The sequence below is a fragment of the Undibacterium sp. GrIS 1.2 genome, assembly GCF_040544435.1.
In the GTDB taxonomy this organism is placed as follows: Bacteria; Pseudomonadota; Gammaproteobacteria; order Burkholderiales; family Burkholderiaceae_D; genus Undibacterium.
In genome coordinates this window covers 66,340-87,573 of the sequence record NZ_JBEONP010000003.1, presented here as the reverse complement: position 1 = coordinate 87,573, position 21,234 = coordinate 66,340, and the positions used below count along the sequence as shown (strand labels likewise).

General features: G+C 48.6%; 16 protein-coding genes. 7 read left to right on the top strand and 9 right to left on the bottom strand.

All coding sequences use genetic code 11. The features are described from left to right. Positions 1 to 62 precede the first annotated feature (62 nt). Positions 63 to 1,292: a GIN domain-containing protein gene (locus AAKU61_RS02135; protein ID WP_354329244.1), complete on the top strand. Its 1,230-nt coding sequence runs from the start codon at positions 63 to 65 to the stop codon at positions 1,290 to 1,292. Positions 1,293 to 1,389: 97 nt separating this feature from the next. Here the strand turns inward: AAKU61_RS02135 and AAKU61_RS02130 are convergent, their stop codons facing one another. From AAKU61_RS02130 to AAKU61_RS02120, 3 genes are all read right to left on the bottom strand, one after another. Further along, complete coding sequence (locus AAKU61_RS02130; RefSeq protein WP_354329243.1) at positions 1,390 to 1,800, bottom strand: hypothetical protein; 411 nt, start codon at positions 1,798 to 1,800, stop codon at positions 1,390 to 1,392. A 158-nt stretch (positions 1,801 to 1,958) separates the two neighbouring features. Further along, on the bottom strand, positions 1,959 to 2,603 hold the full coding sequence (locus AAKU61_RS02125) for a PEP-CTERM sorting domain-containing protein (protein ID WP_354329241.1): 645 nt from the start codon (positions 2,601 to 2,603) through the stop codon (positions 1,959 to 1,961). A 274-nt stretch (positions 2,604 to 2,877) separates the two neighbouring features. Further along, positions 2,878 to 4,377: a nitrilase-related carbon-nitrogen hydrolase gene (locus AAKU61_RS02120; RefSeq protein WP_354329239.1), complete on the bottom strand. Its 1,500-nt coding sequence runs from the start codon at positions 4,375 to 4,377 to the stop codon at positions 2,878 to 2,880. A 151-nt stretch (positions 4,378 to 4,528) separates the two neighbouring features. Here AAKU61_RS02120 and AAKU61_RS02115 point away from each other — a divergent pair, with 151 nt between their 5' ends. Beyond that, on the top strand, positions 4,529 to 5,428 hold the full coding sequence (locus tag AAKU61_RS02115) for a DNA ligase (RefSeq protein WP_354329237.1): 900 nt from the start codon (positions 4,529 to 4,531) through the stop codon (positions 5,426 to 5,428). Positions 5,429 to 5,593: 165 nt separating this feature from the next. Here the strand turns inward: AAKU61_RS02115 and AAKU61_RS02110 are convergent, their stop codons facing one another. Further along, on the bottom strand, positions 5,594 to 6,970 hold the full coding sequence (locus AAKU61_RS02110) for a hypothetical protein (protein ID WP_354329235.1): 1,377 nt from the start codon (positions 6,968 to 6,970) through the stop codon (positions 5,594 to 5,596). Between AAKU61_RS02110 and AAKU61_RS02105 the strand changes: the two genes are divergently transcribed. Next, positions 6,960 to 7,313, top strand: coding sequence for a hypothetical protein (locus AAKU61_RS02105; protein WP_354329234.1), 354 nt, complete (start codon positions 6,960 to 6,962; stop codon positions 7,311 to 7,313). The genes AAKU61_RS02110 and AAKU61_RS02105 overlap by 11 nt on opposite strands. A 141-nt stretch (positions 7,314 to 7,454) precedes the next feature. On the opposite strand, the gene AAKU61_RS02100 is transcribed toward AAKU61_RS02105, so the two are convergent. Then, complete coding sequence (locus AAKU61_RS02100; RefSeq protein WP_354329232.1) at positions 7,455 to 8,633, bottom strand: hypothetical protein; 1,179 nt, start codon at positions 8,631 to 8,633, stop codon at positions 7,455 to 7,457. A 246-nt stretch (positions 8,634 to 8,879) separates the two neighbouring features. Between AAKU61_RS02100 and AAKU61_RS02095 the strand changes: the two genes are divergently transcribed. Next, on the top strand, positions 8,880 to 9,695 hold the full coding sequence (locus tag AAKU61_RS02095) for a response regulator transcription factor (protein ID WP_354329231.1): 816 nt from the start codon (positions 8,880 to 8,882) through the stop codon (positions 9,693 to 9,695). Next, positions 9,692 to 11,155, top strand: coding sequence for a HAMP domain-containing sensor histidine kinase (locus AAKU61_RS02090; RefSeq protein ID WP_354329229.1), 1,464 nt, complete (start codon positions 9,692 to 9,694; stop codon positions 11,153 to 11,155). Before AAKU61_RS02095 ends, AAKU61_RS02090 begins: the two co-directional genes overlap by 4 nt. 18 nt (positions 11,156 to 11,173) lie before the next feature. Here AAKU61_RS02090 and AAKU61_RS02085 read toward each other — a convergent pair whose 3' ends face one another. From AAKU61_RS02085 to xdhA, 4 genes are all read right to left on the bottom strand, one after another. Then, positions 11,174 to 12,181: an LLM class flavin-dependent oxidoreductase gene (locus AAKU61_RS02085; protein WP_354329360.1), complete on the bottom strand. Its 1,008-nt coding sequence runs from the start codon at positions 12,179 to 12,181 to the stop codon at positions 11,174 to 11,176. Positions 12,182 to 12,652: 471 nt separating this feature from the next. Next, positions 12,653 to 13,963, bottom strand: coding sequence for a guanine deaminase (guaD, locus tag AAKU61_RS02080; RefSeq protein WP_354329227.1), 1,311 nt, complete (start codon positions 13,961 to 13,963; stop codon positions 12,653 to 12,655). Positions 13,964 to 14,305: 342 nt separating this feature from the next. Beyond that, a complete protein-coding gene (xdhB, locus tag AAKU61_RS02075) occupies positions 14,306 to 16,627 on the bottom strand; it encodes a xanthine dehydrogenase molybdopterin binding subunit (RefSeq protein ID WP_354329225.1) in 2,322 nt (773 codons plus the stop codon). Beyond that, positions 16,624 to 18,150 (bottom strand): xanthine dehydrogenase small subunit, encoded by a 1,527-nt coding sequence (gene xdhA / locus AAKU61_RS02070; RefSeq protein WP_354329223.1) that lies wholly within the window; start codon positions 18,148 to 18,150, stop codon positions 16,624 to 16,626. Before xdhA ends, xdhB begins: the two co-directional genes overlap by 4 nt. A 580-nt stretch (positions 18,151 to 18,730) precedes the next feature. On the opposite strand from xdhA, the gene AAKU61_RS02065 reads away from it, so the two are divergent. Together AAKU61_RS02065 and AAKU61_RS02060 are read left to right on the top strand one after the other, a co-directional pair. Continuing rightward, positions 18,731 to 20,512: a methyl-accepting chemotaxis protein gene (locus tag AAKU61_RS02065; RefSeq protein WP_354329221.1), complete on the top strand. Its 1,782-nt coding sequence runs from the start codon at positions 18,731 to 18,733 to the stop codon at positions 20,510 to 20,512. 156 nt (positions 20,513 to 20,668) lie between these two features. Next, the gene (locus AAKU61_RS02060) at positions 20,669 to 21,016 is read left to right on the top strand and encodes an energy transducer TonB (protein ID WP_322120504.1); all 348 of its coding nucleotides are present in this window, start codon (positions 20,669 to 20,671) and stop codon (positions 21,014 to 21,016) included. The last annotated feature ends 218 nt before the right edge of the window (positions 21,017 to 21,234 follow it).

Here is a 21,234-nt window from a genome sequence, read left to right as displayed (position 1 = left end):
TTTCTTTTATCAAGTAGCTGCCGTATGCTGGCATCTTTCCATCTTTCTACCAAAGAGACATCATGTTAAAGCGCACAAGTTTAATTTTGCTACTCGCTCTGGGTGGCTGCAATGTGGAATTTAGTGACAACACCAACGCTGCTAACAATGGGCCGGTCATCCAGGAAAAGCGCGATGTCGCTGAATTTACTGAAATCGATATGACAGGTCCTTATGATGTTGTCGTCACCGCAGAGGGCGGGCCAGCCTTAGAGATCGTTGGTAACGAAAAACTCGTTAAGGAAGTTGAAACCGTCGTCACTGGCAATACTTTATACATACGCTCAAAGAGTAAAACGATTATTCATTTATCGACTAACTTTACGCCGACTCAGCTGACCGTTAAGGTCGCCGCGAGCAAACTTAACCGCATTAAAGTCAACGGTAGCGGTGATCTGGTTCTAGATCGGTTTAAGGGCGACAAACTAGAATTGGCGATTAATGGTTCTGGCGATGTACGTGCCAACGGCACGGTCGGTGAGCTGCAAGCCAATATTAATGGCAGCGGTGATATGGACGTAAGTCAATTACAGGTCGCTAAAGCACATGCCCAGATCAATGGCTCTGGCAATTTAAAACTAGGTACCGTCACAGAAGAATTGCAGTCACAGACCAATGGTTCCGGTGATCTGGACGCGAACGACCTGAAGATGGCTGCGGTTAATGCCACGATCCGGGGATCAGGCGATGTTTCTATTACTGGCGATATCAAGCAGTTCTCGGCCGAAATTAATGGCTCTGGCGATATGGAAGTTCGTGGATTGAAAGCCGCTGGCACCAAAGTCCGTATGGGAGGCAGTGGCAGCTTGACCTTAGATGGCACAACCACCGATCTGGATGTTGTGGTCAACGGATCGGGTGATTTTGACGCCAGTAATTTACGATCCGACAAAGCGCAATTCACTGGTCATGGCACAGGCAATATGCGATCAAACAGCGTTTCGGATACATTAAAAATAGACTTACTCGGTTCTGGCGATCTGGAGGCTAGCGACATAAAAACACAGCAGATTGAAATTGTAATGGACGGCACCGGTAGCGTAGAACTATCTGGTCAAGGCAAATTGCTCAGCGCCAAATTGCATGGCAGCGGTGATTTAAACGCCAGCAGTTTGTTAGTAGAACGCGCCAAGATCAGCGCCAGCGGTACTGGTGTGGCAGAAGTGAATGTAAAGCAAAACGCCACTAACGGCAGCAGCGACAGTAGCAATTCACGCATTGTTAAGGTTGATAAAGATGGCGTAGTGCGCTAACACTAGATTAGTAATGCAGTAACAACGCAGCAAAAATTCAAAAGGGTGCAGTCATAAAAACTACACCCTTTATTTTTTACTTAGCTCAGACCAATGGCTATTTCATTCTGAACTTATGCCCCAGCACCAGCCAGCTTGAGGCAATCAAACTATTCAAGCCCAGTATCAGTTGCGTTAGTAGATGTGCTGGCAAAATCCAGATTTGCCCCCGTGGGGTACTGATCTGTGTGACTGCGCTGATCACCGGAATGACCCAATCAGCTTCTGGCGTCACGTCCAATAAAACATCTCCGTCTGAGTTAGTGTGAATAAACACATCGCCGCCCAAAGCCAAACGTAAGGCAATACCCTGACCGCTACTTGTGGAATAGGTAGAAATTGTTCCTATTGCTTCTTGTAATTCACGATTTTGCAAATCCATCCATGCCTCCACATCTTGCGGTGTTTCTAAGGAAACCCAGGCATGTTCTGGAAAGTCTGGAATGGTTGTCATTGGGGTGGCTTGCATGGAGGTCAAAAAGTACAATAAAGAATGATGAGGCCTCAGATTCATCGCTCGCAGAACGAAGCACAGCGTTAATTATTCTCTGAGAGCCAAAAAGAAAAATGCCGTTTAGTTTTCACTAAACGGCATCATCAAGCAAATTGACTAAACAAGCCAGCTTGTTATTTTTTTGTGCTGCGTTGACGTACAGCTGCTAAACCTAACAAACCTAAACCAAACATAGCGATCGTTGCTGGTTCTGGTACGTCAGCTTGGCTAGCACCGTTGGAAACGAAGAAAACTTTTTCGAAAGATGAAGAGTTGTTCAAACCAGTGTTGTTACCGATTCTGTAGCCGCCAGTGAAGTTGATAGTGTGAAGACACATTCTGTCTGCACCGGATACGCCAGATGTATCGCATGAACTCAGTGATACGCCTGTTCCTGCATCAGCGAAGCCCCATGACCAGTTAGATGAGAAATACCAGTCAGAACCGTTCGATGTGTGCACGTTTTGTGTGCCTGAACCAGTATTGAAAGTGGCATCAGCAAATGTTGTTTCTGCCAACAGTTGGAATACATCGCTACCTGTAGCGCGTCCAGCCATCATCAAATAACCACCGCTGCATTTTGACAAAATATTTTCTGCGTTAGTACCGATGATTGTACCCATTGTTGCTGAGTAGCATTCGGTCCAGCCACCATTCAAGATTGTGGACATATTGACATTTTGTTGTGGACCGAACGGGTTGTAAAACGCTGCGTTGGCATTAGATGCAACCGCACTGCCGAGCAAGCAAAGAATTGCTGCGAATTTTTTTATGGACATTATGATTTTCCCTTAGATTTAAATATATACTTACTACAGATTCTTATACGCAAATTTAGTGCCAATAAAAATATCGTTTTAATTCATGGGCTTATATCGATTAAAGTTTATGAATTGCAATAAGTGTAAAAAAAACCGACAGATATTCGGAGGCCTTAAATATATAGATTCGGCAGATTTTTTAATTTGTATTTACAAACCAAATAGATAATAATTTGTCACTATATTTTCATCTTCAGTTTGACGTTAGTTGTGCTCAATGCGCAGCACTGATTTAAATGGATGCATCACCCAAATTACTATTAGGCAGTGCTTTATAGGCTCTTAGGTATGCGCTTGCTACTGGCCATGCGGCCATACCTACCAGGCAGAGCACGCAGAGCCAGCCAAACAGACCACCGATAATCGAATATAAAGTAGTTAAGCGCGCAGCTATGTTTGTTTTGACCAACAGTGTTTGCCCAGGCATGCCACTACTAGGTTTTTCTGCAAGCACCCGACCATAGGCATCACTCACGGTTAATAAGCCCTCACGTGCGGAGCGCACAACGATATAACCACTTTCTACACCGCGGATGAGCGTTGTTCTGGACGCGATCCATTGGTCAAAGTAAAAGTCCCAGGCGGGAACCAACATGACGCCAACGTTTCTCTCAGTATAGGCGCGACCCAGGCTTGCAAAATGCATATCTTTGCAAATAGCGAGGCCGTATAACGTAGCGTCGATCACCTTCGTCTGATAGTCGACTCCGGTGGCGTAATCACGTTCTGGTGGTGCCAGGTGATGTTTTTGGTAGTTATTGGTGAGTATGCCTAATGGTGAAAACATCCAGGCCAGATTGCTAGGCCTTGATCCGTCGTCAATCGCACTGCCTGCTATTATCCAGACGTGGTGTGCTTTGGCGACCGAACTTAAATAGCGTTTCAGTTGTTCTGCGTTGGCAGGCGTCAGCATCGCGATTTTCTCTGGTAAAACGATAATCTTCGCGCCCTGTGCTGCCAGTGTTGCGACATGTCGGTCATATTGTTGCCAAATGCTGGCGGCATAGGTTGCACTTGCTTGCAGGCCGATGGCATCGTCAATACTGACCAATCCAAATACAACTTGCTGCTTGCCGGACGGATCTTGCAAGCGGAATTCGCCATATGTAAAAGTGGCGATCAAGAGCAAGGTCGTTAACCCGTATGCCCAAGGCACATGATGCAAACGCCTGCCATACACAAAAGCAAGTGCAATCGCCGATGGAAATAATGCCAGCAAAAACAATAAGCCTGCCACACCAAACAAGGAAGTCACTTGCAGCATCGGTAAAAATTCTGTCTGCGAATAAGCAAGACTGCCCCAATTGCCGTCGGGCAAACAATGCGCCAGTAAGGTATCCACGGCACACCACACCACGGGATAGACCAGCACCGTCCACCATGATTGGTAGCGCAGCACAAGACGCCGCGTGGTCATGATGACCAATACCCAAAGCCAGCTTTGTGCCAATAGCACCAGCACAGCAATTGGCGCTGGCATAACCAACTGGTAGTAGTGCAGATTACTGCTTAGACCAATCGAAGCGGCCACGGCAGTTATCCAGAAAGTATCCCGCTTATTGGAGCGCAAAGCGATGACTAACAAAGGTACTGGCGCAATCCACACCAGCCACCAGACAGGCGTTAAATTGACCACAAAACGCAGCATAAAACCGATCAGTAGCGCAGCGCTAAACTGAAGAATGAAGCTTCGAGTTGATGGCTTGGTGATCAATTTGAACAGGGATTGCATTACATTTCTTTCAAAAAACGCTTCGAAGTTAGCCGTGTCTTGCAATTATTAAACAGGGTATTGATAAATAATTAACTTTATAATAACCTAGGCTGATGTTTGCATTGACTAAACATCAGTCGATCTCTATCAATCCTACCTCTAGGCTAATATGAATCCATCTCAATTACCGCCCTTACGCCGGGTAATGTCGCTATTACTGCTCAGTGGTGTTTTGCAGCCGTTTGCGCAGACGCTAGCTGCAGATCATACGACCGCTGGTACCGATTCCGGTGTCGCCAGGATGGACATTTTACTGGCGCAAAATTATTCAGATAAATTTGATCCCGCACTGTATCTGGTGAGCGAAAAACTCGATGGTGTACGCGCCTTGTGGGACGGTCAGCAGTTACGTTTTCGCAGTGGCAAAGCTATCCACGCACCTGCCTGGTTTATCGCGGCTTTACCCAAGCATGCAGTTGATGGCGAATTATGGATGGAGCGACATAGTTTTGACCGGTTATCTGCCGCGGTACGGTGCCAAGAGCCGGTTGACGCTGAGTGGAAAAAAATCAGCTATCAGCTGTATGAGTTGCCAAACGGTGAGGGCGATTTTGCTCAACGCTACGCTAGCCTGCAAGCCAGCGTAGCGCAAGCGGGCGTTGCCTGGTTGCAGGTGGTGCCACAAGTGCGGGTCGCTGATCAGGTAGCATTACAACAAAAACTCAATCAAGTGGTGCGTGATGGCGGCGAGGGCTTGATGCTCCATCGTGCCGACGCGCTATGGCAGACCGGACGATCAGATGTATTACTCAAACTAAAACCGCAGCTAGATGCCGAAGCCATCGTCGTCAGCCACGAACCAGGAAAGGGCAAATATCAGGGCATGCTCGGTGCGCTGGTAGTGCAAACGCCGGAGGGCGTGCGTTTCTGGCTAGGTACGGGCTTTAGTGATGAGCAAAGGCGTAATCCGCCAGCGGTGGGCAGCACGGTGACTTACCGTTACCGCGATATAACCTCAACGGGTTTACCAAAGTTTGCTAGTTTTTTGCGGGTGCGGGAATCCGAATAAGCCGAGTCTTTAATCTTGCTATAAGAATATACTCCCAACATGTATTTTTAGTTGTCCATATGTTTACTGGTTTATAAGAATATTTTTGGAATTTACAGGGGGAGTATCTGGTTTTTATTGATTTTATCTGACTAAAAATAAACCCGTACACGCGACCAGTATAGATCAGCCAAGTGGGACGATAAAACGCTTACCATGATTCAAATTGCTGGAAGCATCTTGCCGTCCGATAAATTCCAATTGCCTGTCTTTGGCATTCCAGATCATGGCTGAACTGTCGTAAGGGCTGCGGAAAGGCTCCGGTGCCTTTGCGACAAAATCAGCGATAGCGGTTTCAGCAATATTCTGTTGACGGAGTTTGATTTGCAGACCGACCAGACGTAAATAGCCGTCAGTGTCGGCACCTTTTTCCATGTAGTTGATATAAGGATCGGGTGTGTATTTGGTGAGGTCAATTAGTATTTTTCCGATGGGATTGTAGACATAATGCAGTTGCTTTAGGACAGGTAGTTCTGTCGTATGATTAGCTGCCAGATTGGCTCTGATTTTTGTATAGGTTGATGCCGATTGATTCGCTGTGTTTATTTGTTGTTGCCAGTACGCCGAGAGTTCATTGATCGTTGCATTGGGATGCAAAAATAATTGACAAACATAATCACAGGCGTCCATCAATGGTAAGTCACTACTGCTGTTTTCACCATTTGCGCCAATCGCAGAATTGGAATATTTACTCGCCATACCTAGATAGAAATTAACGTAGCGAGCTTCGTTTACAAACGCACTTTTAAAATTTATTTCGGTAGGTTGGACAGACCGCACTAACGTACTAAATATATCGCCGCGCTCTCGCGCCAGTTGGGGATACTTATTGACCAGTTCGCTAACTACTCTGGCTTGTTTTCGCATCATCGACAGACTTATCATCTTCGAAATCAAAGTGCTGCTATTTTTCATAAACAGACGCATGTAACGGTCATTTTCTTGCAATCTGGTGATTCCTTTTTCAATATTTCCGTCTGCGATATCTAACGCAGCTTGCGTCATCAGCAATTCTGCTGCGTGAGTAAGTGCGGGATAGTAAGGAACTACGGCAGTGAATGCTGGGATAATTCTTTCTTCAAAGCCGGGCAATGCCCGCATTTGTGCATAACGCTGTAGGAGCAAATCATTTGCCTTGATTCGTTCCGTTACCTTCTTTCTGTTACGTAAATCTTCTTCCACGCAGCTTTGTAACGTCTCCTGACATCGACGTACATTCCAAACAGATGCCGGTAATGTTTTGTAGTTATCGGGGGTATAGTTTTGAGTGAGGTGGGGTGGATCTGTAAGATAACGTGCGGCTTCTTCTTGCACCTGTTTTTTACCGACGCTAAAAGCATCCAGACTGGCATCTGCGTTAATTGCCCTCAAGATGAAGAATCCACTTTCCGCATCGGGAACAAGGTAAGTTGGTTCTTTTAATAAGACCTGTGCCGCCGGAGTTAGTTGCTCATCTCGTAGGTTGATGAGTATCAGGATCGTCAGTAGTACGATGATCAGCATCAGCAAGCCACCGGTAATACGCCAAAACCAGCGAAGTATTTTTTTGAATGTCGATGGCGTAGATGTGGAAGATACGGGGGCTGCGGCAGTGACGATCGGTGGCATAGAGTTGGGCATGATGGCGTTGTTGAGTCAGCGGGATGCATTGTGGCGCAAAGTCTGCATCGTCTCAACAGCCGGAGAATATTTCTACGGTAATTGCTGGATCATATTGCCATGGCGTTTGCGCCTGAGACGTGCCCAAAACCTGGGAGTTTATGCCAAGCCAGACTCGAACAGCTTGATCGACCTCGTACAAGATGTGAATATACTGGTAATAGGTATATTTTTATTGTCCATATAATCATTGGACAATAAGACATATTTGTAAAAAAATAAGGGGAGTATGTTGACAGTAGCTTAAATGAATGCGCCGCACTGGGATTACACGTACCCCGGCGCGGCGAGGTTTGCATCAGCGTCAGCATCAGCATCAGCATCAAAATTACAAGTCTCCCAAAAATGCTTTACGAATTTGTCGGCCGCAGAGTACCGATACGGCGAACGAGGTTGGATCAGTATCATGTCTGGAAATGATGCCGTAGTATTTTTTGTCGCCAGAAATCCAAGGATAGAAACCCCATTTGCCCGGGCTGGAATAGGCGTCGATGGTGCCATTACCGTATTGCGACTCTACCCAATGGTTGTACGAATAAGTCCAGGGTTCTTGCAGCGCGACCACGGGTGAATAAGCGACTTTGCCCGGGCAGTTAGAAGGCAGCGTGCAGGTCGCATTGTCACCAAGGTAGCTGCCGATGACCAATTCCTTATTCATGATTTTGCGCAGAAACAGGGCGTAGTCAGTTGCCGTGCCCATCATGCCGCCTGCCATGAGCGGATCTAGCGGTGCCATATTAAATACTTTGCTCAGCCCCAAAGTATTTTGGTATTCGCTTGTCAATTGTGCTGAGCTGAAATTACCTAGTCCCATATCGATTGCTGCCAGCTTTTGGTCGTGCCCGCTGTCGTAGTCAAATTTGCCGACGGTGGTGGGATCGGGCTGGCCGGTATTGCCGTTCATACCCGCTACAAAACAGGCATTGATAGTCGCGGTACCGGCACAGGCATTATCGTTGAGGCCGGTATAGCCGGATAAAAATCGCAAACCATCGCTGAGCGACGCGGTACTACGCACCACATCGATCCCTTTTTTCTCTAACACGTAAGCGCCAAAAATCCATTTAGAAGAAGAGGCGATGTTGAAGTAGGAGGAGGCGACCACGCTACCAGTACCGATGGAGCCGGACGCAATCGGCGTGGTGCTTGTGGCGTTGCCGATTTCCCAATAAAAATCCCCTAGTTTGGATACCGCACATAAGGGATCAGTGGCGGCAGAGTTTTGCGCCGCTGCGATGGCCGCAGCGGTATTGGCGCTTGGCCCGGTAGGTGGTGTGGGCGTAGTTGGCGTAGTTGGCGTAGTTGGCGTGGTCGGTGGAGCCGGCGTGACGGGTGGGGTGGGTGTTGTTGGTATTGTCGGAGTACCCGAAGAGCCCGTGCCACCAGTGGAGGTTGAACTGGTCGGTGCATCGCTTGATCCGCCACCGCAAGCACTTAATATTAAGGCGGCGACCAGGCCGAATAGCCTCGATTTGTTGCGAGCTGCTGTATCAATAAGAGGATGCATGGTGTTCTCCTTGCGGTAGTGAAGTAGATATCAGACTGATCCGGATTTGCAGAATAAATTTGAGCTTGAAATGGATTGTAGCGACCAATTCTGTAATTTTTGTGGAAGCGGTTTTGGCTCGGTTGGGTATGGCAAAATGGTTTGGTTCGGGTTGTTGCCGTGGGATGCTTTGTTGAGTATTTTTTGTCAGTCCTGTCCATTTGGGCTTTTTAATTCGATTAACTTAATTCATTACGCTACTTCACGATGACTTCTGCGCACCAAGTACTGCTGGTTGAAGACGATCCCTTAATTGCACGCACGCTGATGTTGGGTTTGCGCTACGAGGGATTTGAGTTAACGCTGGCGTCCAGTATTGCTCAGGCAAACAATTTGTTGACGCAGCGTCCACTTCAATATCCGGCATCACCGTTTGAGTTGCTGGTGCTGGATGTGGGTTTGCCTGATGGTGATGGCATCAGTCTTTGTCGTCAGTTGCGTCTGAGTCAAAGCCTAAGTCAAAGTCTCAGCCTAAGTCAAAACCAAAGCCAATCTCAATCTCAGTCCCAATCCCAATCTCGCAGCAACACGTCAGACATTCCCATTTTGATTCTTTCTGCACGCACTGACGAGGCAACGGCGGTCGCTGGTATTGAAGGCGGTGCAGATGATTACATCCGAAAACCTTGTGGCTTATTAGAGTTAGCAGCACGGATGCGCCGTCTGCTCAGACATACCGAGGCCCGACAAAAAGATCGTGCGGTAATGGTATTTGGCGATATCAATATGGATTTACAACGCCGTACAGTTGGCGTTAGCGGGCTTGCACTGGCCTTGGGTAAAAAAGAATTTGAAGTGCTTTTACTGCTAGTCCGTGCAGCCGGTGATGCGATCACTCGCGAGCAGATTCTGGATCAGTTTCAGGAGAGTAGCGCCGCTAATGACAGGGACGTCGATCATTCAATTTATGACCGTACGATTGATTCCCACCTCAGCCATTTACGACGCAAACTCAAAGATGCCGGGTCTGATGTGCGTATCGTCGCGATCTACGGTGTTGGCTACAAACTGGAGTCCGCATGAACCGATCATTGTGGTTGCGATTTTTTGGTATCAGTATTTTTTTCGCCTGCGTGTTGAGCACGGGCTATGTGCTCGTGCTGCGCGAAATCACAGGTCGCCCAACAGAAGAAGTACAACGTAGCGTCTATCTGTTTATTGCGCAGATCGTAGAGCAGCAATCCAATTCTGGTCTGGCATATCAAGATGCTCTTGCACAAGTACAGCGCTACCGGAGTGAATCACCTGCTATGCCGCTGGAGCTATGGGTCATCAACGCGGAGAATCAAATTATAGCTAGCAGTACCAATGCGGCCCCACCGCTTGGATTGCTGCAACGAGCCAAGCCAGTGCAGGTGCATGAGCTGATCACGCGAGGTCGCTTTTTTTCTGGCAGCCCTGCTACGGCGATCATTCGCTTGAGTGCCAGCCAACCCGCTTACCTTCTGGTACGCAATCCTGGCAGTGCCGCACGGGGCACGTTTTTCAGTATGTCTTTATTGTTTATCACGACGCTGATAGGCGCAATTTTGCTGGGGCTATTGATGACCATGCTGTACTTGCGCGGTCGCTCATCCGAGGCAAAACAAGTGATACAGCAAATGGAATCTGGCAACCTGAGTGCACGTTTTCAAGCGGGCAAACTGGATGCTGTGGGTGGCCTGATGTTGAACTTCAATCAGATGGCCGACGAGATTCAGCGTCTGGTCACGCAATTGCAAGCCATAGAACGTACCCGGCGCGAACTCTTGCAAGAACTAGGTCATGATCTGCGTACGCCGCTGACTAGTTTGCGTACCTCAATCGATACGCTCACGGTGCATGGCGAGAATATGAGTGAGGATGAACGCGCTGAATTTTTTGCTGTTGTCAGTAGTGAGATTGATTACTTCACCAAGCTGATTGACGACCTGTTTTTTATCGCCAATATTGACGAGCCACGTTATCGCAAACAAGCCAGCAGCGTCGATTTGTTTGAACTGGCTACGATAGAAATGCGCAATGCCCAAAACAGTAACCGCAATCGTGGCGGCACTATTTTGTTTGAGATGGAAGCCATCCCGGCGGGTGTTGCTGTAGTTGCTGGCATAGTGTCCACCGCAGTATCTACGACAGCGCAGGATTATCACATCATCGGCGACGCCTATCTGATATCGCGGCTATTTCATAACGTGTATGAGAACGCCGCCCGCTACGCAAGATCAAGTGTGCGTACCCACATCATCCGTAAGGCGGATCGCATAGAGATTACGGTGCAAGATGATGGCGACGGAATGTCAGAACAAGTGATACGTAGCTTTGGACAACGCCGCGATCAGCGTGTGCTGGTCGCTCCGGGCAAGGCAGAGATTTCTCTGGGATTGGGATCGGTGATTATTAAAACCATCGTTGAACTACACGGCGGACATTTTACGATTCGCAATTTGCAGCAAGTATCTGCCGCTAAGGGAACTTGTCTGAGTTTTTCTTTCCCTGCGCGCTAAGTTGATTGGTTGTTTCGATTAAGCGGCCACCGCATCCAGCTTGTTCAAACCGCAAACACTCGCCGCAATTTCATACGACCGCAAACGTGCTTGATGATCAAAAATCTGTGAGGTCATCATCAACTCATCAGCACCGGTACGCTCAATAAAATCGCGGATGCCTTGAGCCACAGTGTCTGGCGCACCGATCGCAGAGCAAGACAGAATTTGATCGAGCAAGGCATGTTCTTGCGGACCGATCAGCTTATTGTAGTTTTCTATTGGTGGCGGCAGCTTGGCAGGACGACCGCTACGCAAATTAATAAAAGCCTGCTTCATCGAGGTCGCACGGAACTGCGCCTCTTCATCAGTGTCCGCGGCAAAGACATTAAAACCCAGCATGACATACGGTTTTGCCAATTGCGCAGACGGACGGAAGTTGGCGCGATACAGCGCAACCGCCTGCATCATTTGCTGTGGCGCAAAGTGGGACGCAAATGCATACGGCAAGCCCATCGCCGCTGCCAGTTGCGCGCCGAACAGGCTGGAACCTAAAATCCAGATTGGTACTTTTAAACCCGTACCGGGTACCGCTCGCACCGCTTGTCGTGGTTCAGCAGAAAAATAATCCATCAGCTCCGCCACATCTTGCGGAAACTCATCCGCATCCGATCCCAAATTACGCCGCAAAGCCCGCGCAGTCAGTTGATCCGACCCTGGCGCCCGCCCTAGACCTAAATCAATCCGGCCCGGGAATAATGATTCCAAAGTGCCAAACTGTTCCGCAATCACGAGCGGTGAGTGATTTGGCAACATAATCCCGCCCGCGCCGACACGAATGGTTGAGGTACCCGCCGCCACATGCCCGATCAACACCGCTGTCGCCGCGCTGGCAATTCCCGGCATGCCGTGATGTTCCGCCAGCCAATATCGCTTAAATCCCCAGCGCTCACCATGCTGCGCCAAATCCAGCGAGTTACGGAACGACTGCGCTGCATCGCTCCCTTGGGTGATGGGGGAAAGGTCGAGAATCGACAGAGGTGTCATAGGTTTCATAGCATTCAAATTGGTACTAAAGCAGAAAACACAAGCGGCAAAGCATACTTGGTTGGACTTGAGTTGATGCCGGACTTCAGCTTACTCAAAGTGCGAGCAGATAGTGTAGTCCTTTTGCGTTGAGTCGGTTTTGCCGGGGCGAATGGAGTTGTGGTAACGGTAAGACTGACGATATGGCGAGTGTTACAACCTCAAACTAGGTAGCTAAATCATCCCAGCGTGCTTTTAGCCGATGTTCTGTTCAACACCAAAATGGATATTGATTGAAGATGTCTTAAATATACTCGCAACTAGTATATTCAAGTAGTCCATATATTAACTGGACGATAGGCGATATTTTTTATAAAAATAGGGGAGTATCCATATTTTCAAGTTTTTTAAGACTTTGTTATTCGCTCTGGAACATCCGCTCTGGAATACCTGCTCTGGAATAACTTAGCGCATTAGTATTTTGAGCTACTTTTAACCCGCAGCATAAGCCCGCTGCCCAGCTACAAATGTCATCGCCACGCTGCGATCATCGCCCAACAAGGCCATTGCAAATAGTAACTCTTCAAGATTATTTGCTTGCACGCTGCGGCGTGCCAGTAGTGGCGTTGCCTGCGGGTTGAGGACGATAAAGTCCGCCTCCGTATTAGCGGCAAAATTACCGATGGTGCCTTGCAATTGCATGCTGCGCGCACCGCCCAGTGTGGCCAGATAAAACATGCGGGTAGCGGATAAATAGCTGCCGCCCATGCGAGCTATTTTGTAGGTTTCGTTCATGGTTTGTAGCATAGAAAACGTCGTACCGCCGCCCACATCCGTAGCCAGTGCCAGTGGTACGCGTGCTGCATCGGCTTGTTTAAAATCGAATAAACCGCTACCCAAAAACAGATTGGACGTCGGACAGAGTGCTACCGCAGATTGGCTTGCTGCCATGCGGGCGCGGTCTTGGTCGTCCAGCCAGATGCAGTGACCGTACATGGCGCGCTCACGCATCAAGCCGAAGCGATCGTAGATGTCCAGATAGCTGCGTGCTTCGGGGAAGAGTGATCTGGCCCAGGCGCATTCATCCTTATTTTCTGCCACGTGCGATTGGATAAAGGTGTCTGGATATACTTGCGCTAATTCACCTGCCAGTTGCAGTTGTGCCGGTGTTGAAGTCGGGGCGAAACGTGGGGTAATGGCATAGAGTTGGCGACCATTGTTATGCCATTTTTTGATCAGTGCCTCGGTATCACGTGCACCACTTTCTGCCGTGTCTTGCAGGAAGTCGGGGCAGTTTCTGTCCATCAGCACTTTGCCCGCGATCATGCGCAGATTGCGTACCTGGCTTTGCTCAAAAAAAGCATCGACGGATTCTGGATGTACCGTGCAATACACCATCGCCGTGGTGGTGCCGCAACGCGTTAGTTCATCCAAAAAAAACGCCGCGACATCGCTGGCATGTTGCGGATCCTGGAAGCGTCTTTCAGCCGGAAAAGTGTATTGCTCCAGCCAAGGCAACAAGCCTGGTGCGGGCGAGGCGATGATGTCGGTTTGTGGATAATGGACATGGCTATCGATAAACCCGGGCGTGATGATTTTACCGGGGAAGTGCTGTATCTCAACATCAACGGGCAAACTGGCTTTGAGCGCAGCGTAATCGCCGGCTGCTTGCACTCGCCCGTCGGTGACGATCAATAAGCCATCCTCATACCATTGGGTGGCTTGCTCGTTATGCAGCGGATCATCTGTAAAGTGCAACAGACTGGCGCGGTAGGCTTGGGTTGGATTACTTGGCTGTGTCATTTGTTATGTCTGTGTTGCTTTGTTATTCATTGGTTTCAATAGCTTAGGCGTCAGTTTCAATTGAAGGCTAAATGTAAGGAAAAAACAAATTGTGAAAAACTATTTGTCTGCTCGTCGCTCCTGCGCAGGCAGGAATCCAGAGACGGTCGTTGATTCAGTGAAGCCTCAGGATTTCTGCTAGCGGCACGCAGGAATGGCATGCGTTTTTAAGGCTTCATTTAATTGTTTAGTTAGTGATTGAAAAAGCTTGCTATAAACTTCTAAACAGAGTGTCCAATCATTATGCGCCTTCCAGGCCAAAATCGGGCTGGGAGCCGCAGAATGATTGGACGTCTATTTATCTCAGCTAATCGCCTCTACCGCCTTCAATATCGCCTCGCTAGTCGCTGGTGCCTGCAACGGTGGATTGAGCCGGTAATCGGCGACACTCGCGATGGCATCACGGATGGCGAAGAATACAGAGAACGGTAGCAATAACGGCGGCTCGCCAGTAGCTTTGGAACGATGGATACTGTCAGCCACATTTTGGTTTTTATACAGCGCCACGCGAAAATCCTCCGGACAATCCGAGATCGCCGGAATCTTATACGTTGACGGCGCATGCGTGGTCAGTTTGCCTTTGGCATCCCAGCATAATTCTTCCGTGGTCAGCCAGCCCATACCCTGAATGAATGCTCCTTCTACCTGACCGATATCGATGGCCGGATTGAGCGAATTGCCCGCGTCGTACAACAGATCGGCGCGTAGCAATTTCCATTCGCCAGTCAAGGTGTCAATCACGACTTCAGACACCGCAGCACCGTAGGCGTAATAAGAGAAGGGATTGCCGGTCATGGTTTTACCATCCCATTGCAAATGCGGTGTCGCGTAGAAACCGTCTGACCACAATTGGACCCGCGCCAGATAAGCTTGTTGCACCAGATCGGCAAAAGCAATGCTGGTACCGTTGCAAGTCACTTGCCCCGCAGAGAATAGGACTGGCTCAGTGCTTAGCGACGAAGCAAATTTGCTGAGGGCGAAGACCGCCAGACGCGCGCGTATCTGGCGTGCTGCATCTTGTGCGGCTTTGCCGTTTAGATCGGCACCGGTTGATGCGGCAGTGGCAGAAGTATTCGCGATTTTGCTGGTGTCCGTTGCAGTGACTTTGACCATAGATAGCGGTACACCCAATTCATGTGCCACCACTTGCGCTACTTTGGTATGTAAGCCTTGTCCCATTTCGGTACCGCCGTGATTGACCAGAATGGTGCCATCGGTGTACACATGCACCAAGGCGCCTGCCTGATTGAGATGCGTGACATTGAAGGCGATACCGAATTTGTGTGGCGTCAGCGCCAGTCCTTTTTTGAGTATCGGACTGGAGCGATTGAATGCTTGTACCGCGGCACGACGCTGTTGATAATCGCTAGTCGTTTCTAACTCTGCAACCAGTTCGTGAATAATGTTATCGACAATTTTTTGTCCGTAATGGGTTACATTGCGACCTTCAGTATCGTTGCGACCATAGAAGTTGAGCTTACGAATATCCAGCGCATCTTTGCCCAGATTGCGGGCGATATCATCAATCACATATTCGATGGCCAACGCACCTTGCGGGCCACCAAAACCCCGGAACGCCGTATTCGACTGGGTATTAGTTTTGCCGCAGAGCGCCTTGATTTCGACATCCGACAAATAATAGGTATTGTCGAAATGGCAGACAGCGCGGGTTGCGACCGGGCCAGATAAATCAGCAGAGAAACCCGCACGCAAGACCATCTCAATTTTGGCTGCCAGAATTAATCCGTGTGCATCGTAGCCGACTTCGTATTCGTAATAAAACTCGTGGCGTTTGCCGGTCACCACCATGTCGTCATCACGATCAGCGCGCAATTTAACCGGACGTTGCAACTGCATGGCACACAAAGCAGCGCAGGCGGCCCACAATGCGGATTGAGACTCTTTACCGCCAAAACCGCCGCCCATGCGGCGACATTCAACTTGTACCTGATGCGCAGAAATCGCTAGCGCATGTGCTACCACATGTTGCATTTCGCTCGGATGTTGAGTGGAGCAATATACCTGCATGCTCCGATCTTCTTTTGGCAGCGCATAGGCAATCTGACCTTCCAGATAAAACTGCTCTTGTCCGCCGACCTGTAATTGTCCCTGCACTTTATATGGAGCACTCAGCAAGGCTTGATGCGCATCACCGCGGCGTAAAGCCATCGGTGGCAATACAAAGGATTGCGCCTCTCTGGCCGCTTGCGGCGTCAAAATCGCTGGCAAATCTTCGTATACGATCTGCGCTTTCCGCGCGGCTCTGCGCGCCAGATCATGGCTGCTGGCGACGACCACAAAGATCGGTTGACCTACATATTCGACCACATCCTCTGCCAGAATCGGATCGTCATGCAGAATTGGGCCACAATCATTGGTGCCCGGAAAATCGCTGGCGACATAGACAGCAACGACGCCTTCAGCCGCTTTCACGGCATCCAAGTTGATGCTGATTAGCTTCGCATGGGCTCGTTGCGAAAGTCCTAGGGCGGCATGCAAGGTGCCACGCAATTCGGGAATATCATCGGTATACGTTGCGGTACCGCAAACATGCAAAATCGCCGATTCATGTGGATGAGCCTGACCGACTTCTGCCCACGGAGGGATTTGCGTTTCGTGCTTCATGCTGACGCTCCTTCCAGCGTATTTGCCGCAAAGACATCCAGCGCATTGACCGGCAAGGGAGCGTCAGTGCGTGTTTCCAGCCAGAAGCGACGCAGCAAATTTTGCGCTGTTTTCATACGATATGCGGCAGAGGCACGCATGTCGGACAGCGGTGCGTAATCTTGTGCCAGTGCTGACATAGCGGCTTCTACTGTAGCTTGATTCCAAGGCTGATTTTCCATCGCGGCTTCGGCATGAGTTGCGCGCTTTGGCGTTGCTGCCATGCCGCCAAAGGCAATTCGTACCTGACTTAGCTGGTCACCATTCAATTCCGCAGAGAATGCAGCGCAGACGGCAGAGATATCCTGATCAAAACGTTTTGCTAATTTATAGGTGCGGAAAATCTGCTGTGATGTTGAGAGTGCCACCGGTACCGGTAGCGGGATCTTGACCGCAGCGACGATTTCTTCCGGAAGCAGATCTTTTTTCTGATACGCCAGATAAAAATTTTCCAAGGCTAGCGTGCGTTCACCATGCACGCTATGCAGCACAACTTGCGCTCCCAGCGCGATCAGCCAGGGCATAGAATCCCCAATCGGCGAGCCGTTGGCCACATTGCCACCTAAAGTGCCAACATGACGGATAGGCAATGAGGCAAAGCGCTGCCATAAATCATTGAGTTGCGGATAATGCTGGCAGACCGCACGGTAAGCATCATCTAGGCTCACACTGGCACCGATATGCAGCATGTCCGCATCGATAGATAGTTGATGGAGTTCTGCGACCTGTCCGAGATAAATAATGTCGCCCAGATCACGCAATTGCTTGGTCACCCACAGACCGACATCGGTAGCACCTGCTAGCAAGCAGGCAGTTGGTTTTGCGGCTCGTAACTTAGCCAGCTCTGCTAGTGTCCGCGGTGCATCAAAGCGTTGGCCTTGATGTGTATAGGCTAACGAATCTGATCGTTGCATGCTGCGCAATATCGACTTTAAATTGGCCTGATTGAAGACCGGCTTAGACTGCTTAGGCAGGGCACACATTTTATGTGCCGCGTCAATAATCGGACGATAGCCCGTGCAGCGACATAGATTGCCGGACAAGGCCTCGTCAATTTGCTTGCGTTGCAGCGGAAGGTCGCTATCGGTCTGTTTTAAATACAAATCCCACAAGGACATCACAAATCCAGGCGTGCAGAAGCCGCATTGCGAGCCATGACATTCCACCATTGCTTGTTGTACCGGATGAAGTTGATTGCCGGTCTTTAAATCTTCAACTGTGAAAACCGCTTTGCCATCCAGTGTCGGTAAAAATTGCAGACAGGCGTTGACTGACTTCATCTGTAATTCATCCTGCTTTGATGGATCTTGTGTCAGCTCGCCAATCACTACTGTACATGCGCCGCAATCACCTTCGGCGCAACCTTCTTTGGTGCCTGTGCAATGCAAATCTTCACGCAGATATTGCAGCAAAGTTTGGGTCGGAGATGCATCAATGATGTGATGCTGTTTGCCGCGGTAATAAAAACGGATGGGGTCAGACATGATTGCTCCGGCAAGTATTTTGTGAGGACTGTTGCTTAGCTGCCAAATTTGGCACAGAATGGCACACAGATAAGTAGCTTTTTCTCTTGTTACAGATTATCACTCAAGCACTAAATTGCCATACCAGAATGATGATGCGCAATATCAATCGTCAAGCATTTCAGCAGAAATTATCAATCGTAGCGAAGAAAATTTTGTAGTATTGTTCAATCGCTGTAATTAGTTCAATTGCTTAAAAATAAGACACATTAATGACATAAATAAATGGAAATACTTTCTGATCTTATTGTCAAAAATGCTAGTTTAAAGATGTATTCGAGTTACAGAAAAAACCTTGCCACACGGAAAAAATAGCGTATATTCTTTTGCCTATGTGCTTAATTTTCTTGCTTGGCGCAATGCTTGCTTGTAAAAAATTGATTCATAAACTAATCACGTACTACGCACTAAAAACGCGCATTAGCACTAAAAGCTGTATGACCACTTCTCGTTTTTATAATTGGCTATGCAATGAAAAAAGCAAGTTAGTTGATAAACCAGTACGTGGATTTTTAATTCCTTACTTCAATCAGACAGAAATATGAACTTCACAAAAATGAAGGTTGGTAAACGTTTGGGACTGGGTTTTGCATTAGTGCTTGCCCTGCTGATTGCGATCACCGCGCTCGGCATTACCCGCATGTCACAAATCCAGAGCCGGTTAGAAAAAATCGTCAACGTTAATAGTGTCGAGTCGCGTCTGATTATCGACATGCGCGCGATTGTGTACGACCGCATGGTTTCATTGCGCAATCTGACTTTGCTCAACGATGCTGATGATATGGCGCCAGAAATTGCCAAAATCGCAGAACAGTCTAAAAAATATACCGAGGCTGAAGCAAAGCTCGCTTCGATGTTTGCTGCAGAGTCTGCGACCACGCCAGAAGAGAAAGCCATGCTGGCTAAACTCAAGGAGCAAGAAAATGCTTCTGCCGCATTGCCTGCTAAAGCCCAAGAGTTGGGTATGGCAAACAATGCAGAGGTAGCTACCGTTACCCTGATCAAAAAAATTCGTCCGGTACAGAAGAAGTGGTTAGACGCTTTGGATGAGCTGGTTGTATTAGAAGATAAATTGAATGTGCAAGTCGCCCAAGATGCGCAGTCTGCTTTTGCCGCTGCGCGTAACTTGATGCTTGCATTGGGTGGACTGGCACTGCTGGCGGGGATTTTTGCCGGTGTTGTGATCACTCGCAGTTTGCTCAAACAATTGGGTGGTGAGCCTGATTATGCGGCACATATCGCCAGCCGCATTGCCGCTGGTGATTTGGCTGTTGAGATTGAAAACCATAGCAGTGACACCACCAGCCTGATCGCAGAAATGAAAACCATGCGTGACAGCCTGGTTAATATTGTTGGTCAGGTCCGTACCGGTACCGACACGATTGCCACCGCTTCCAGCGAAATCGCCAGCGGCAATCTGGACTTGTCTTCCCGCACTGAACAGCAAGCCAGTTCTCTGGAAAAAACGACCTCGTCAATGAAAGAGTTGACCACCACCGTTAAGCAAAATGCAGATAATGCGCGTGAGGCGAATCAACTTGCGGTCTCCGCATCGGAAGTTGCACGTCAGGGCGGTGTTGTAGTTTCGCAAGTGGTTGATACGATGGGATCAATCAGCGATTCCGCTAAAAAGATTTTTGACATCATTAGCGTCATCGACGGTATTGCTTTTCAGACCAATATTTTGGCTTTGAACGCAGCGGTCGAAGCAGCACGTGCAGGTGAACAAGGTCGTGGCTTTGCGGTCGTTGCAGCAGAGGTACGTAACCTGGCACAACGCAGCGCTGCTGCTGCAAAAGAGATCAAAACGCTGATTGGCAACTCGGTAGAGCAGGTTGAAATCGGTAGTAAGTTGGTTGGGCAAGCGGGTGTCACGATTGATGAAGTCGTCTCCAGCGTGAAACACGTAACCGACATCATTGCCGAAATCAGTGCTGCCAGCCAAGAGCAAAGCGTCGGTATCGAGCAAGTTAATCACGCCATCATCGAGATGGACAGCATGACTCAACAAAATGCTGCGTTGGTAGAAGAAGCCGCCGCTGCTGCGCAAAGTCTGCAAGATCAAGCCGCAGAGTTGGCAAAAGTCGTCAGCATCTTTAAACTCAATGCGCTAGAACAATCTTTTGTTAAAGTACCAGCACCAGTTCGCAAGGTTGAGGTTTCACCAATCAAAGCCAAACCAAAAACAATGGTCAAAGCCTTACCTTCTGCCAGAGCAACGGCAAAGCGCGCAGCAACCAGCAGTGCCAGCAAAACCAGCGCCAGCAGCAACGCAGCGCAGCGTAGCAGCCCAGCGAGTGCGGACGAGTGGGAAGAGTTCTAATCTAATCTGCGACCGCGACTGTAGTTGCGGTCGTAGCTTTTAATAGTTTTGCTGATCAGTTCTTATCTGGCCAAACTTTGCAACTTGTTGGTTAGAGACGTTTAACACTATTTGTGGCACAATTTTTATCTTACTTTGACAATGAAGAGTCTGTTTATGAACGCACGTTTATCCGCCATCGCCAGCGCTGTTCTACTTGCAGCGGTTGCCAGTTCTGCTATTGCAGCAGATGTAACGCCAACCATTGATAACAAATCCTGCGATCCACCAAAGTACCCAAAAGCTGCCTTGATGAATGAAGAAACAGGTACCGTATCAATGGGATTTTTGGTCGCTGTGGATGGTAAAGTCAGTGAATCAAAAGTAGAAAAGTCTAGCGGTTCCAAGAGTTTGGATAAAGCTGCTTTGTCCGCGCTGAGCCAATGTAAATTCAAACCAGGTACCAAAGACGGTAAGCCAGATCAGGTTTGGACTAAGGTAGATTTTGTTTGGAAATTAGAATAAGCCTAAGATAAGCCTAAGATAAATTTAAGCACTAGATAAGCTAGAAGTAGCTCGCTTGATATTTGTTTTGTATATCGAGTGCGGCATATACTCCCCTAGTTTTTATGCTAAATAGCCCGATTGTCTAGGTTTCTTATGGACACTCTTAAAATACTATGTGGGAGTATTTAGTATTCGTTGCGATACTTTAAGTCAATCTAAAGTAGGTTTGAACATAA

Bases quoted from the DNA above. Each gene is read 5' to 3' on its own strand.
- AAKU61_RS02135 (WP_354329244.1), top strand. From the start codon at position 63: ATGTTAAAGCGCACAAGTTTAATTTTGCTACTCGCTCTGGGTGGCTGC.
- AAKU61_RS02130 (WP_354329243.1), bottom strand. From the start codon at position 1,800: ATGCAAGCCACCCCAATGACAACCATTCCAGACTTTCCAGAACATGCC.
- AAKU61_RS02125 (WP_354329241.1), bottom strand. From the start codon at position 2,603: ATGTCCATAAAAAAATTCGCAGCAATTCTTTGCTTGCTCGGCAGTGCG.
- AAKU61_RS02120 (WP_354329239.1), bottom strand. From the start codon at position 4,377: ATGCAATCCCTGTTCAAATTGATCACCAAGCCATCAACTCGAAGCTTC.
- AAKU61_RS02115 (WP_354329237.1), top strand. From the start codon at position 4,529: ATGAATCCATCTCAATTACCGCCCTTACGCCGGGTAATGTCGCTATTA.
- AAKU61_RS02105 (WP_354329234.1), top strand. From the start codon at position 6,960: ATGATCAGCATCAGCAAGCCACCGGTAATACGCCAAAACCAGCGAAGT.
- AAKU61_RS02110 (WP_354329235.1), bottom strand. From the start codon at position 6,970: ATGCTGATCATCGTACTACTGACGATCCTGATACTCATCAACCTACGA.
- AAKU61_RS02100 (WP_354329232.1), bottom strand. From the start codon at position 8,633: ATGCATCCTCTTATTGATACAGCAGCTCGCAACAAATCGAGGCTATTC.
- AAKU61_RS02095 (WP_354329231.1), top strand. From the start codon at position 8,880: ATGACTTCTGCGCACCAAGTACTGCTGGTTGAAGACGATCCCTTAATT.
- AAKU61_RS02090 (WP_354329229.1), top strand. From the start codon at position 9,692: ATGAACCGATCATTGTGGTTGCGATTTTTTGGTATCAGTATTTTTTTC.
- AAKU61_RS02085 (WP_354329360.1), bottom strand. From the start codon at position 12,181: ATGACACCTCTGTCGATTCTCGACCTTTCCCCCATCACCCAAGGGAGC.
- guaD (WP_354329227.1), bottom strand. From the start codon at position 13,963: ATGACACAGCCAAGTAATCCAACCCAAGCCTACCGCGCCAGTCTGTTG.
- xdhB (WP_354329225.1), bottom strand. From the start codon at position 16,627: ATGAAGCACGAAACGCAAATCCCTCCGTGGGCAGAAGTCGGTCAGGCT.
- xdhA (WP_354329223.1), bottom strand. From the start codon at position 18,150: ATGTCTGACCCCATCCGTTTTTATTACCGCGGCAAACAGCATCACATC.
- AAKU61_RS02065 (WP_354329221.1), top strand. From the start codon at position 18,731: ATGAACTTCACAAAAATGAAGGTTGGTAAACGTTTGGGACTGGGTTTT.
- AAKU61_RS02060 (WP_322120504.1), top strand. From the start codon at position 20,669: ATGAACGCACGTTTATCCGCCATCGCCAGCGCTGTTCTACTTGCAGCG.